Here is a 13347-nt window from a genome sequence, read left to right as displayed (position 1 = left end):
ATGAAGATGTTAAACCTCACACTTAAGCCGGGACAACTTAACCTAGCCCTACTGCGTCAAGTGAGCCGTTCGCCAATCAACCTGACTCTTGATTCCGAGGCGGTACCAGCGATTGAAGAAAGCACTCAAGTGGTAGAGCAAGTTATCGCAGAAGATCGCACTGTCTATGGCATCAACACTGGCTTTGGTCTATTAGCCAACACGCGTATTGCCCCAGAGGATTTAGAAACTCTGCAAAAGAGTATTGTTCTGTCACACGCAGCGGGTATTGGCGAGTTTATGTCTGACGAAACCGTTAGACTGATGATGGTTTTGAAAATCAACAGCTTGTCACGTGGATACTCTGGTATTCGTTTGAAAGTGATTCAAGCGCTGATCGACTTGGTAAACTCTCAGGTCTACCCATGTGTGCCACAAAAAGGTTCAGTGGGTGCTTCTGGCGATTTAGCTCCCCTAGCCCACATGAGTACAGTACTACTTGGTGAAGGCCAAGCTCGTCATAATGGCAAAATCATCTCTGGTACTGAAGCGCTCAAGATCGCTGGACTTGAACCTATTACGCTTGCGCCAAAAGAAGGCCTAGCGCTTCTAAATGGAACTCAAGCCTCGACTGCTTTTGCACTAGAAGGCCTGTTTGCGGCAGAAGATCTATTTGCATCAGCAACAGTATGTGGCGCGATGTCAGTTGAAGCCGCTCTAGGTAGTCGTCGTCCATTTGACCCTCGTATTCACCGCGTACGTGGTCATCGTGGACAAATGGATGCCGCTGCTGCGTATCGCCATTTACTTGATATCAACAGTGATATTGGTGAATCGCACACTGGTTGTGAAAAGGTTCAAGATCCTTACTCTCTGCGCTGCCAACCGCAAGTAATGGGCGCATGTTTACAGCAAATTCGTAATTCGGCAGACATCTTACAAGTTGAAGCAAACTCAGTGTCAGATAACCCGTTAGTGTTTGCTGAAGATGGCGACATTATCTCTGGTGGTAACTTCCACGCTGAACCTGTTGCAATGGCGGCAGATAATCTTGCTTTAGCAATTGCTGAAGTGGGCAGTCTGTCAGAGCGCCGTATGGCTCTGTTGATTGATAGCGCGCTTTCGAAACTACCACCATTCTTAGTCGATAACGGCGGCGTTAACTCAGGCTTTATGATTGCTCAGGTAACCTCAGCAGCACTGGCGAGCGAAAACAAAACCCTTGCTCACCCAGCGTCTGTAGATAGCTTACCAACCTCAGCCAACCAAGAAGATCATGTTTCCATGGCAACCTTCGCTGGCCGACGTCTACGTGATATGGCAGAGAACACTCGCGGCATTCTTGCGGTCGAGTACTTATCAGCTGCACAAGGTCTAGACTTCCGCGCACCAAATAAGTCATCGGCTCGCATTGAAGAAGCCAAGCAGATCCTGCGTGAAAAAGTCTCGTTCTACGACAAAGACCGTTACTTCGCACCAGACATCGAAGCGGCCAATGCACTGCTTAAACTAGCGGTACATAACCATTTGATGCCAGAGGCACTGCTACCAAGTGTCAAAGTCGCTTAAGACATTTGAACAGCACATAAATACAAAGCCCTGCAATATCAGCAGGGCCTTTTCGTTGCGGACTAAATAAGCGACGCTAAATCCAACGTCTAACCTTTTGTTTGTAATCAATATATGACGCACCAAACAGAGACTCTAAAGCTCGCTCCTCAGGTAAGATTTGGAAGCGGTTCATATAGAGGATGAATGTAAAAGAAAACGCGATTGAGAGAAGGTTTTGCTGCCAATAAGCAAAGCCAAATAGAAGCAGAAATAGGCCGAGATACATAGGATTGCGTGTATAGCCGAAAATGCCACTATCCACCACTGTAGAAGCAGTATCTACTTTTACCGGGTTAACCGTTGTCTGAGCTCGTCTGAACTCATATACACCGGCAATACCAACAAAGCCTGCCACGACAAAACAGACTAAAAACACCACTAAGTTCAGCGGCAAATTAACCGTAAAACGAATAAACTCATGGCTGAGATGATTGATAGCAACAACAAATAAGACAAACAAGGCCACAGGCGGGATTTTGCGCTCTAATACATCCATGTACTTTCCCTATAATTGAGTTACCTATAAAAATAGCTCAACCATTAAGGCTGAGCTATTTAGATTTACACTATCTTCAGCAATGCTTGTAGTGGATGCTGAACTTTTTCCTGCTCGAAGCGTTTCACTTGGCTTCGACAAGAATAGCCCGTCACAAGGCAACGCTCTTTCGGTAAGTCTTGCAACCTTGGCTTCCAGCTTAGGGCATAAATATCCTTCGACATTTGCAGCTTATCGACTTCATGGCCAAAGGTGCCCGCCATGCCACAGCAGCCGACCGGAATGGTATCCAATCGAGCGCCAAAGTGGGCAAAAATAGCTCCCCACTCTTTCTCAGCATTTGGCATCTTGGTCTTTTCAGTACAGTGAGCAAACAAGTACCAAGGCTCGTCGCCATTAGGCGTTTGCTGCTCAAACTCGGCTAACTTCGGCTCTAGCCATTCGTGCACCGTTAGGACTTGGAAGTCACCACGTTTTTCTTGTAGCACTTCTTGATACTCATCTCGATAGCAGAGCACCAGTGCAGGGTCGACACCAACTAAAGGAATATTAATGTCAGCTACTTGCTGTAAGAATGCCGCAGTGCTTTTCGCGTTATCGGCAAATTTCTTAAGGAAACCTTTCACATGCTGAGCTTTGCCATTTGGCTTAAATGGCAGTAATACCGGTGTCTTACCCAACTTACTCACTAACGTAGCAAAGTCTTCAACCACTTGGGCATCGTAGTAACTCGTAAACGGGTCTTGAACGATCACAACGTGATTGGCTTTGTCTTCTCTCGACAATGCAGCTAACGCCTGAAGGTCAAACGTTTTGAGCCCTGTAAGTCGTTTACTCAAGGTTGGAATAGAAAGCAGCGGCGAGTCCACATAGCCAACCGACTTAGCCGTGAGATCTTGAACCCATTGCTGCTTTAACGCACCATTAACCAGCTTAGGCGCTTTGGCTAATACCGGTAGCATACTTTCAATATTCGCCACTAAATAGTCTTTAGCGGGACGCTGGTAACGCGAGTAATAGATATTTAAAAAGCGCGAACGGAAACTTGGGACATCGACTTTAATCGGACATTGGCTCGCACACGCTTTACAAGCCAGACAACCATTCATCGCCTCATACACTTCATGAGAAAAGTCGTACTCATGGCGCTTATTTAGACTGTTGCGCACGCGATCAATCATGGTCTTGATTGAAGCGCTCTCTTGTAACGACTGCTTTTCTAAGTCGAGAATATCGACACCTTGATCCGTAAGCTGACGGAGCCACTCTCGCACCATCCCTGCGCGCCCTTTTGGCGAATGTCTTCTATCCGCGGTCACTTTCATCGACGGACACATTGGCGACGAGGTATCGTAGTTAAAGCATAAACCGTTGCCGTTACACTCCATCGCTTGCTTGAAGCTGTCGCGTACTTGCACGTCGATTTGGCGATCATAGTAGCCACGTTTGGTGTCGGTCACTTTGACCAATTCATGGTTACTTTCCAGCGGCGTACAGATCTTACCCGGGTTCATTTTATTGTTTGGGTCAAACGCAGACTTGACTCGGCGAAGCTCAGTAAACAGCTCTTCACCAAAGAAGTCAGGACCATACTCTGAGCGGAAGCCTTTACCATGCTCGCCCCACATCAAGCCGCCATATTTCGCCACCAGCTTGACCACTTCATCAGAAAGCTCATGCATCAGAGCTTCTTGTTTCGGATCGCACAAATCTAACGCTGGACGAACGTGCAATACGCCCGCATCGACGTGACCAAACATACCGTAGTTGAGCGATTTCGCATCAAGCAACTCTCTAAACTCAACAATAAAGTCCGCTAAGTTTTCAGGTGGCACACAGGTATCTTCTGCAAACGCGACTGGCTTTGCTCGCCCTTTTGCTGCGCCAAGTAAGCCCACGGCCTTTTTACGCATGTTGTAGATGCGACCAATACTCGCCACATCGCTACACACTTGATAGCCAATGATGCCCGCTTCATTGTTCTCCATCATGGCATCAAGGCGCTGGCTTAATGCTTCAACCTGAGCACTGACCTCTTGCTCATCTTGCCCAGCAAACTCAACCATGTTGATGCCCTGCATATCTTTGCCAGGAACATCAGTGAGCAAATCACTAACGGTATGCCAAACAATATCTTGCTTAGCTAAGTTCAGCACTTTCGAGTCAACCGTTTCGACCGACAGCGCTTTTGCTTCGACCATAAATGGCGCGTTACGTAGAGCCGATTCAAAACTGTTGTACTTAACGTTCACCAAGGTGCGCGCTTTCGGGATTGGGGTAAGGTTAAGCTTAGCTTCGGTGATAAAGGCCAAAGAGCCTTCAGCGCCACACAGCACGCGAGTAAGGTCAAATTGGTCTTGTTCTACGTCTAACGCGTTCTTTAAGTCATAGCCGGTTAGGAAGCGATTGAGCGGGGGAAATTTCGCATCAATCTGCGCGCGTTTATCACGACAGACTTTCTCGGTTGTATGGTAAGCATTAAACGCGTACTCGCCCTCTTCTGGCATTCCGCGAGATAAATCGGATTCAATACACGAGCCGTCAGCAAACACCGCTTGCAAAGAAAGCACGTGATCAGACGTTTTGCCGTACTTTAGAGAGCCTTGGCCGGATGCGTCGGTGTTGATCATGCCGCCAAGTGTCGCGCGGTTACTGGTTGATAAATCCGGAGAGAAAAAGTATCCGTATGGGCGAACCGCGTCATTGAGCTGATCTTTGACCACACCGGTTTGAACACGAACCCAGCCTTCATCTTCGTTGACTTCAAGGACCTTGTTCATGTGACGCGACAAATCAACCACAACCCCTTTCGTCAAAGATTGACCATTGGTTCCGGTGCCACCTCCACGCGGAGAAAAAGTAATGCGTTCATACTGAGGGTCATTGCTCAGCTTACCGATGAGCACCACATCCTGAGTAGTTTTTGGGTGAACAACGGCTTGAGGCAACTGCTGATAAACACTGTTATCAGTGGCAACCGCTAAACGACTAGAAAATTGACTTTCAATATCGCCTGTAAAACCAGCGGCTTCGAGTTCTTTTAGAAAGGTGAGTACAATCGGATCCACATCCGACTGAGAATGTAATCTTGGTAACATTGGCTTCCTGCTCCCTACGACGCTGATCCAATCAGCACTGGGTTCGCTATAATTTGAACTATTATTTGAATCTCGTCACTTTACAACATTTAAAAGGGTGATCAAAACAGAAATGCAATGTCAGAATGGAACTTATCGCATTTTTTTCCCACACTTAAAATGAATAAAAACAATTTAAAGTGTTTCTATGAGCGAATCATCCATGAAAAAAAATAAAGTTGTCACAACAGAAGATATTCTATTAAAGCTATGCCAGTCCGTTTCTGGTGTCTTGAGCTCTGCAACCAGCTCGCAAATTACATACTCAGCCATGGTGCAAAAAATCACCAAAACCAGTTTAAAACCTGACTTTGGCTGTTTTGTTCTTTTCGATGGTGGCTTCTCAGGTTTAGTGGTTATTAACTTCACCTCTAAAGCTGCGCTAGAAGTTTACACAAACTACATGCGCAATATGGGCATGCCTGAGGAAGAACTTGCTGTCCTGCACACCTCAGATGAAGTTGCTGATGTACTTGGGGAGCTGATGAACCAATTGGTCGGTAACTTTACCAACCAGGTCCGTAAAGATCTTCACACTCACATTACTCAGAACCAACCGAAAATGCTGGCGCTGAATAAGCAAGTGAACCTCTCGGTTGATACTAACCTTGATCGTCCACAAGCTCGTCGCGTGACCTTCTCTACCGACCAAGGCAACATTTTCTACTTAGAACTTGCGATGGATAAAACTGAATTTATCCAACTAGAAGAGTTCGAATCAGTTGAAGACGAATGTCCAGATACAATTTTGGAAAAAGCCCAGCAAAAAATGAAGTCGGATAAAGAAACAAAGTCTGAGGCGGCGAGTGGTGCCAATGCAAATGACTTGCTTGATGAACTAGGCATCTAACTCGTCGCTTGTCCGCAATCTTCTATACGCGCTACCACCATCAGGTGGTGGCGTGTTATTGGCTTTTTATAAACCACCCAAAATGAAACTCACTGCATAATACCTATTCGCTTTCGGTACCGTGTCCCGCCCCTATCTGGGTTTCTATCTCCTCTGACATCCACCGTTCATACGCTGGATTATTTCCGTTTTGACTCATAACACGGTAAAATGGCCGACTTCGTAAAATTATTGAGATTTGTTCCGGTCAATGGATAAACAGAAAGCCCTTAAAAAAATTGCAAAATGTTTAGAGCTTGGTAACTCAGCCAACGTAAACGAAGCAGCAAATGCGATTAAAATGGCTCATCGTCTAATGCTGAAATATGGCTTAGATAAAGACGATATCGAGTTTATCAAAATGGGCAAAACTCAATCGACACACCTGCTCCCATCCAACGTCGGTTCAAATATCCTAAGAATCATTCGTGGCATTAACACCAAGTTTGGTGTTGAAGCAGTCCTACTGAATCACAAAGGGTTAAAGCGCGTCGAATTTATCGGTGAAGCAGACCGAGCCATCTTCGCAGCCTTTGCCTTCGATATTATTTACCGTGAAATGAACGAGCAAACGGGCCGTTTCCGTAACGGTTTTGCTGGTTCAGGCACCTCTAATGCTGAAGTCACACGACGCGTGAATTCATTTCTTTCGGGCTGGGTTGAAGGCGCGCTCGAAAAGCTGCCAATTATCAGCCCTGACGAAGACTCAGCGAAGAAAATTGATGATTACATCGACAAAGAGTTTCAAAACATCGATCGTGAGACTTTCAAGCAACAACTTAGAGAAGCAATGAAGAACCTAACTGATGACTATGAAGTCGGCTTGAAGAAAGGTCGCACTGTTTCAGTCAGTCGCCCGATCAATGGTGCACAAGCGCCTAAAATGCTCAGGTAGTTCAAAAAACAGACGTCAATTGTCATATTCTGTCAAATTATGCTTATTGGATTTGACATAACGAATATCATAAGGTTTATTCACTAGTGATCGAAACCCCGTATGAATCTCGGGGAACAAGCATAATACACGGAGATGTTATCGTGAAAAAATTGACACTCGCATTAGCTGTCGCAATTGCACTGTCTGGCTGTCAGGCAACTCAACGCCAAAACGCAACCACTGGTGAATCAGAAACGAACTCAGCAACTAAAGGCGCATTAATTGGCGCTCTTACTGGTGCTGCTGTTGGCCTAGCGACTGGCGATGACGCGGACGAACGTCGTAAGCATGCGCTAATTGGCGCTGCTGGCGGTGCTGCTGTAGGTGGCGGCGTAGGTTACTATTTTGACCAACAAGAAGCTGCACTTCGTAAAGAGCTGCTAGATTCTGGTGTTCAAGTTGAGCGCGTTGGTGAGAACCAACTACTGCTTCGCCTAGAAAATGGCATCGGCTTCCATTCGAGCTCTTACGCACTTGACCCAAGCATCCACAACACTCTACGTGGTGTGGCACGTATCCTTGTTGAATACCCAGATACTAGCCTAGTGATTGATGGCCACACAGACAGCACTGGTAGCGATACCACAAACCAAGTGTTATCTGAGCGTCGCGCTGAATCTGTCCGTTCATACCTAGTTTCGCAAGGTGTTGCTGCTGGCCGTGCCATTGCGCGTGGTAATGGTGAGCGTTACCCACTATGTACTAACGACACTACAACAGGTCGTGCATGTAACCGTCGTGTAGAGATCCAAATTCTACCGCTTAAATAAGTCACCGTGCACCAGTACATTGACTAATAATTGGCTTCTTCGGAAGCCAATTTAGTATTAGTTACACAATTTTCACTCATCTTGCTCTATCTCTGCGTACGAATTGATATACTTAGCCAATAGTTAAGCTGGTTTTAGCCATTTTGAGGTCACTTTTGCGCGCACTCCCCCTACTTTTATTATTTCTGTCTTCTTCATGCCTCGGGCAATCTATTGAAGAGCTTATCCAAAGTGCGCAGAGCCAAAACGTCCAAGCCCAGCTAGAGCTGGCTAACCGCTACTCCACAGGTGACCAAGTCGAACAATCGCAATCAGAAGCCTTTTACTGGTACCAGCAGGCCGCGCAAAGTGGCAACAGCACCGCCGCTTCGGCAGTCGGACACGCTTATCTTAGCGGTGAGGGAACCAAATCAGATACTGAAAACGCGATTTTCTGGCTCAGCCAAGCAGCAAGCAATGGCAATTCGGATGCGGCGAGATTACTCGGTAAGCTTTACGAAGATCTCAAACAAAGCCCAGACACCCTCGACTTAGCGGAGCTATGGTATCAAGAAGCGTCACGCACGAACCCTCAAGCAGAGGAAGACTACGCGCGCGTGTTAGAAGCGCAATTTAATACCCGTCGCGCAAAGCAAGTTGCGGCGATTGATCAGCTTGAAGTCGCCTTTGATACGACCGATATTGAAGTGAGCCCAAAAGCACAGTCGATAGCCAACAGCCAAGATGCGCAGAATATGACGTTATACGGGATTTTGGCCCTACTCGGCACAAGCTTACTCGTCATCGGTTGGCTATTTCGTCGCAATCAGCGTCTTTCTCTCTCATCATCAGAACTTGACGATGAAGCTAAGCGAAAACAGATTAAGCTAGAGCGAGAGCTAAAACGCAAAGATGAGCTACTAAAGCAGCAAAAGCGCCAATTAGAAACACTCTACCGCCATATCAAAAAACAGCAGGCAGCGACGCCTAAAGCTCCTAGCGCAGATTCTACCCCTAAAGACAAACCACTCACCCTCGCCTGCGCTGTATTTGGTTATAGTCCGAACGCTATTCCCGATGAAAAGCAGGTAAAAGCCCGTTACAAGCAATTGTCTAAAATCTACCATCCAGATTTGAAAGGCAGTGACGCAGAAATGAAACGTTTAAACCAAGCGTTAAAACTGATCCTTAAAGTTATTAACAAATAGTTACAAAATGCGTATCAATAGGTGGTGTAAATACGATAAGCCTTGCAATACCAAGCTGCGCAATCGATCCCCCTCCCATTAAACATAACAAATGCTTAACCAATCCATGTTCTCTATGCCATAATTTGCCGCGAAAATAACACCTAAATTATAAAGGTGAGGAGAGTATTATGTTTACGATCGAAGGCATCTGTGACTGGTGTAAAAAACCAAGTATGCTTGCCAAGCATGAGTATGTTGATGGTTTGTGCCACCACTCATGCAAAGAGTGCAATGATTTAGCGACACTAGACGTACGTCAGTTTAACATTGCCGAGCTGCAACAAAGAGAGCGTAACCCTAACGCTTTACGCTAAGTTGTTCGCTTCTCCGAGAAGAAATAAGGGCCGCCATTGAGTGGCCTTTTTGCTTTCTAGCATTAGCCACAATGACAGCCCATTATGTAGGTCTTTTATTCTTATGGGATGTGTGAGCTACACCGCATCCGGCTGATGTTCAGGGGCGGCTTGAATAAATGCCCTTACCTTGCCAAGTGACGTTGTCACATCAACTAAATTCGGATAACTCGTCAGATCGACACCAAAACGCTGCGCATTGTACATTTGTGGGACTAAACAGACATCCACCAGCGAGATTTCGTTGCCCACACAGTACTGACCTCGCGTAACTGAGACACGTTGCTCCAAGGCTTCAAACCCGGTGGCTATCCAGTGCTTATACCAAGCACTTTTTGCATCTTCATCAACCTGAAGTTCATTACTCAAATACTGTAGAACACGTAAGTTGTTTAATGGATGCACATCGACAGCAATATCTTGCGCCATCGCTTTCACCAAATAACGTGACTCGCCACTTTTTGGAACCAGTAAGGCGTCGCTATAGGTTTCGTCAAGGTAATCGATAATTGCCAATGACTGGTTAAGTACTAAGCCATTATCCATCAAGACGGGCACCAACTGATTGGGGTTAAGGCGCTTAAATTCGGTGGAATGTTGCTCTCCACCGTTATTGACCAAGTGCACAGAGCGCTGTTGGTAGTCTAGACCTTTTAGGTTTAGTGCAATACGTACTCGATAAGCCGCCGACGAGCGCCAGTAACCATAGAGAATACGATCATGCATACTTCACCACCTGCTGATCGATTGAACCGAAAATCGACTCACCACTGTGATTTAGCATTTCCATCTTGATTCGATCACCAAACTTCATAAACGAGGTCGATGGAGACCCATCACGGATGGTTTCAATCATGCGCACTTCCGCAATACAAGAGTAGCCCACCCCACCTTCAGAGATTGCCGTGCCATATTCCGTGCCCTGCTTATTCGATACCGTGCCTGAGCCAATAATCGCTCCAGCAGACAGAGGACGAGATTTGGCGGCATGCGCGATTAGCTCAGGAAACTCAAAGGTCATATCGACGCCAGCATTCGGACAACCGAAAGGTTGATTGTTATAGAAGCTCAGCAGTGGCAGATTCACCTTACCACCATCCCAGTCTGTACCTAATTCATCTGGCGTGACTGCCACCGGCGAGAAGACCGAAGAAGGTTTAGATTGGAAGAAACCAAAGCCTTTACCGAGCTCATTAGGAATTAGACCACGCAAAGAGACGTCATTGACAAGCATCAGTAATCGAATCGATTTAGCAGCACCTTCAACCGATATTCCCATAGGCACATCACCTGTGACTACTGCAACTTCTCCCTCAAAATCAATCCCCCACTCTTCACTGAGGACCGGGATATCATCTCTTGGAGCAATAAAGGCGTCAGAGCCACCTTGGTACATCAAAGGGTCAGTCCAAAAGCTTGGCGGCATCTCAGCACCGCGCGCTTTCCTCACCAATTCAACATGATTGACGTAAGCGGAGCCATCCGCCCATTGATAAGCACGAGGTAATGGCGATTCACACAACGCCTGATCAAAGGCCATCTCTTGAGTCAATTCGCCATTATTGAGCGCCATATACACTTCGTTTAGCTGTGGTTCAACATCGTCCCAGTTATCCAACACATATTGCATCGTCTGAGCCACTTCAGGAACAGCAACGCATTTGGTAAGATCTTTACTGACAACGACCAACAAGCCATCTCGGCTATCATTTTTCAAGCTAGCTAATTTCATACCTTATCCTCGCGTTACTTTTCCTGCCAACTGTAGATATATTGCTGATTTTCTACTTGTTTTGCTTCATCACTAAACTCAAGTGCATGACGAGTATCAATCATCACTGCCACTTCATCGGTAAACTTTTTCTTGTATTCTTGTCCCGCTTTGAACGCTCTTGGATGAGGACCATGAGCAAATCCCGCCGGATGGAATGTCACCATACCCGCTTCGATATTGTCTCGACTAAAAAAATCACCGGCGTGGTAAAACAGCACTTCATCGTAGTCATCATTGCTGTGATAGAAAGGTACTTTCAGCGCACCAGGGTCGCTTTCAATTGGCCTTGGCACAAAAGTACACACGACAAAGCCTTGGCCGACAAATGTAGTATGCGCTGAAGGAGGCAAGTGATAGCGATGAGACATCAGTGGCCTAATATCACGCCAGTTGACACGAACCACAGCAAGGTCGCCATGCCAGCCAATGGCGTCGAGCGGATTAAATGGGTAAGTTACGACACTGATCTCACCGTGGCGCTTAATGTGTACCTGCGTCGATTGCTCTGAGTATTGCGCCTTAAACGCCTCATCAATCTTGGGCACATCTAAAACCGCAGGGTCAAATATGGCGTGATTACCGACCATCCCCTTCTCTGGCAAGGTGTACGCGGCATCGGTATTTTCAATCATTAGAACAAACATTGGCTCATGTGGCTCAATTCGCCATGTCGTCGAGCGAGGGAGCATCACGTAATCCCCTTCCGTTACTTCTAAATGGCCATAGTCACAAAATAGATCTGCCTTACCTTGGTGGATAAACAGCAGCTCATCACCGTCAGCATTGCGAACCAAATGGCTCATCTCTTTATCAAACTTCCACACTCTGACTTTGCAGTTGGCATTGTGCAGCAAATGAGGCACCGCCCAAGGTGACGTTTGAGTGGCCTTTTCGACATCATTGAAATCAAACGCGCGAGGTTTTAACTCCCCTTCCCACTCACTCCAGCCCGTCGGTGCGTGTTGATGATGGAAGTGCGCAGCGGGACCGAAGAATCCACTTCGACCAGCCTCTCGCTCGTAAATAGCCTCCTCCGGGAAGTCCGCATGTGCTTGCTTAGAGCACACTCCCTCCCGGTGAGGGAATGTAATCCACTTATGCATCGTCTAATACCCCACGGCGAATTTGATCTTCTTCGATGGATTCAAACAGCGCTTTAAAGTTGCCCTCGCCGAAGCCTTCATTACCTTTACGCTGGATAATTTCAAAAAATACTGGGCCAATCACCGTTTGTGTGAAGATCTGCAGCAAGATGCCATCTTTCATTGGCGCGCCGTCAATCAGGATACGTAAATCACGCAGTTTCGCTACATCTTCACCGTGACCTTCTACGCGATCATCCACTTTTTCATAATAGGTATCTGGCGTCGGCATGAAGTCCATACCTCGGTCGCGCAGAGTTTGAACCGTTTGATAAATGTTATCTGTGGTTAGAGCGATATGTTGGATGCCCTCGCCATTATATTCACGAATGAACTCTTCGATTTGCGATTTATCGTCTGACGATTCATTAATTGGGATACGGATTTTTCCGCATGGCGCAGTCATTGCTCGGCTAACAAGGCCCGTCAGTTTACCTTCAATATCAAAGTAGCGGATTTCTCTGAAGTTACCGATACGCTCATAAAAGCCAGACCACACGTCCATATTGCCTTGTTTTACGTTGTGAGTCAGATGGTCGATTTCATACAGACCCACATCCATTTTAGCTAGACGCTCTTTGGCATCATCATAGAAACGGAAATCGACTTCATAAATGCTGCCGTCTTGGTAACGATCGACAAAATAGAGCAAACTCTCGCCAATGCCGTAAATCGCCGGGATACTCAACTCCATCGGGCCAATTTCCGTCACGTACTCTTTTCCGCCATTCTCTAACGCTTGCTTCATCGCCACTGCTGCATCTGCAACGCGAAAAGCCATGCCACAAACAGACGGACCATGTACCTTAGCAAATCCATGCGCCTGGCTATGAGGCTGTGCGTTGACAATAAAGTTCACATCACCTTGGCGATATAACCAAGCTTCCTTTGAACGGTGCTTCGCGACTTCTGCAAACCCTAGAGAGTTAAATAGATTTTTTAACTTCTCAATGCCCTCTTGATCTGCCGCCGTGTATTCAACAAATTCAAAGCCATCGGTGCCTAGTGGGTTGTACGCTTCGTTCATTTT

12 protein-coding genes are annotated in these 13347 nt (G+C 46.6%); 6 read left to right on the top strand and 6 right to left on the bottom strand.

Annotated features, from left to right (window positions below):
* Nucleotides 1-1548: a histidine ammonia-lyase gene (gene hutH / locus ACHUFZ_RS00165; RefSeq protein ID WP_394125346.1), complete on the top strand. Its 1548-nt coding sequence runs from the start codon at nucleotides 1-3 to the stop codon at nucleotides 1546-1548.
* 76 nt (nucleotides 1549-1624) lie between these two features.
* On the opposite strand, the gene ACHUFZ_RS00160 is transcribed toward hutH, so the two are convergent.
* The gene (locus ACHUFZ_RS00160; protein ID WP_394125345.1) at nucleotides 1625-2086 is read right to left on the bottom strand and encodes a methyltransferase family protein; all 462 of its coding nucleotides are present in this window, start codon (nucleotides 2084-2086) and stop codon (nucleotides 1625-1627) included.
* 65 nt (nucleotides 2087-2151) lie between these two features.
* A complete protein-coding gene (ydiJ, locus tag ACHUFZ_RS00155) occupies nucleotides 2152-5184 on the bottom strand; it encodes a D-2-hydroxyglutarate dehydrogenase YdiJ (protein ID WP_394125344.1) in 3033 nt (1010 codons plus the stop codon).
* A gap of 202 nt (nucleotides 5185-5386) precedes the next feature.
* On the opposite strand from ydiJ, the gene ACHUFZ_RS00150 reads away from it, so the two are divergent.
* From ACHUFZ_RS00150 to ACHUFZ_RS00130, 5 genes are all read left to right on the top strand, one after another.
* Nucleotides 5387-6073 (top strand): DUF3334 family protein, encoded by a 687-nt coding sequence (locus ACHUFZ_RS00150; RefSeq protein WP_394125343.1) that lies wholly within the window; start codon nucleotides 5387-5389, stop codon nucleotides 6071-6073.
* Between the two features lie 250 nt (nucleotides 6074-6323).
* Nucleotides 6324-7007 (top strand): DUF2786 domain-containing protein, encoded by a 684-nt coding sequence (locus tag ACHUFZ_RS00145; RefSeq protein ID WP_394125342.1) that lies wholly within the window; start codon nucleotides 6324-6326, stop codon nucleotides 7005-7007.
* Nucleotides 7008-7150: 143 nt separating this feature from the next.
* Nucleotides 7151-7819 (top strand): YiaD family glycine zipper/OmpA-like lipoprotein, encoded by a 669-nt coding sequence (locus ACHUFZ_RS00140; protein WP_394125341.1) that lies wholly within the window; start codon nucleotides 7151-7153, stop codon nucleotides 7817-7819.
* Between the two features lie 155 nt (nucleotides 7820-7974).
* Nucleotides 7975-9006, top strand: a complete 1032-nt coding sequence (locus ACHUFZ_RS00135) for a J domain-containing protein (RefSeq protein WP_394125340.1) — start codon at nucleotides 7975-7977, stop codon at nucleotides 9004-9006.
* Between the two features lie 170 nt (nucleotides 9007-9176).
* Nucleotides 9177-9362 carry a hypothetical protein gene (locus ACHUFZ_RS00130; protein ID WP_134836117.1) on the top strand — a complete coding sequence of 62 codons (186 nt, stop codon included), beginning with the start codon at nucleotides 9177-9179 and terminating at the stop codon, nucleotides 9360-9362.
* Between the two features lie 117 nt (nucleotides 9363-9479).
* Here ACHUFZ_RS00130 and maiA read toward each other — a convergent pair whose 3' ends face one another.
* Genes maiA through hppD form a run of 4 tightly spaced genes read right to left on the bottom strand, consistent with a single transcriptional unit; the run spans nucleotide 9480 to nucleotide 13344 of the window.
* The gene (maiA, locus tag ACHUFZ_RS00125; RefSeq protein WP_394125339.1) at nucleotides 9480-10127 is read right to left on the bottom strand and encodes a maleylacetoacetate isomerase; all 648 of its coding nucleotides are present in this window, start codon (nucleotides 10125-10127) and stop codon (nucleotides 9480-9482) included.
* Entirely contained in the window at nucleotides 10120-11133 is a 1014-nt protein-coding gene (locus ACHUFZ_RS00120; protein WP_394125338.1) for a fumarylacetoacetate hydrolase family protein, read from the bottom strand. Before ACHUFZ_RS00120 ends, maiA begins: the two co-directional genes overlap by 8 nt.
* Nucleotides 11134-11147: 14 nt before the next feature.
* Nucleotides 11148-12278, bottom strand: coding sequence for a homogentisate 1,2-dioxygenase (locus tag ACHUFZ_RS00115; protein ID WP_394125337.1), 1131 nt, complete (start codon nucleotides 12276-12278; stop codon nucleotides 11148-11150).
* The gene (gene hppD / locus ACHUFZ_RS00110; protein WP_394125336.1) at nucleotides 12271-13344 is read right to left on the bottom strand and encodes a 4-hydroxyphenylpyruvate dioxygenase; all 1074 of its coding nucleotides are present in this window, start codon (nucleotides 13342-13344) and stop codon (nucleotides 12271-12273) included. Before hppD ends, ACHUFZ_RS00115 begins: the two co-directional genes overlap by 8 nt.
* Nucleotides 13345-13347 lie beyond the last annotated feature (3 nt).

This window comes from Vibrio hepatarius (assembly GCF_043642085.1).
Taxonomy (GTDB): domain Bacteria; phylum Pseudomonadota; class Gammaproteobacteria; order Enterobacterales; family Vibrionaceae; genus Vibrio; species Vibrio hepatarius_C.
The sequence above is the reverse complement of the archived record's forward strand: the minus strand, read 5'-3'. Positions and strand labels throughout refer to the sequence as shown.

Coding starts and splice junctions, on each gene's coding strand:
- ACHUFZ_RS00130 (WP_134836117.1), top strand. CDS start 9,177: ATGTTTACGATCGAAGGCATCTGTGACTGGTGTAAAAAACCAAGTATG.
- ACHUFZ_RS00115 (WP_394125337.1), bottom strand. CDS start 12,278: ATGCATAAGTGGATTACATTCCCTCACCGGGAGGGAGTGTGCTCTAAG.
- hutH (WP_394125346.1), top strand. CDS start 1: ATGAAGATGTTAAACCTCACACTTAAGCCGGGACAACTTAACCTAGCC.
- ydiJ (WP_394125344.1), bottom strand. CDS start 5,184: ATGTTACCAAGATTACATTCTCAGTCGGATGTGGATCCGATTGTACTC.
- ACHUFZ_RS00150 (WP_394125343.1), top strand. CDS start 5,387: ATGAAAAAAAATAAAGTTGTCACAACAGAAGATATTCTATTAAAGCTA.
- ACHUFZ_RS00120 (WP_394125338.1), bottom strand. CDS start 11,133: ATGAAATTAGCTAGCTTGAAAAATGATAGCCGAGATGGCTTGTTGGTC.
- ACHUFZ_RS00160 (WP_394125345.1), bottom strand. CDS start 2,086: ATGGATGTATTAGAGCGCAAAATCCCGCCTGTGGCCTTGTTTGTCTTA.
- ACHUFZ_RS00145 (WP_394125342.1), top strand. CDS start 6,324: ATGGATAAACAGAAAGCCCTTAAAAAAATTGCAAAATGTTTAGAGCTT.
- maiA (WP_394125339.1), bottom strand. CDS start 10,127: ATGCATGATCGTATTCTCTATGGTTACTGGCGCTCGTCGGCGGCTTAT.
- hppD (WP_394125336.1), bottom strand. CDS start 13,344: ATGAACGAAGCGTACAACCCACTAGGCACCGATGGCTTTGAATTTGTT.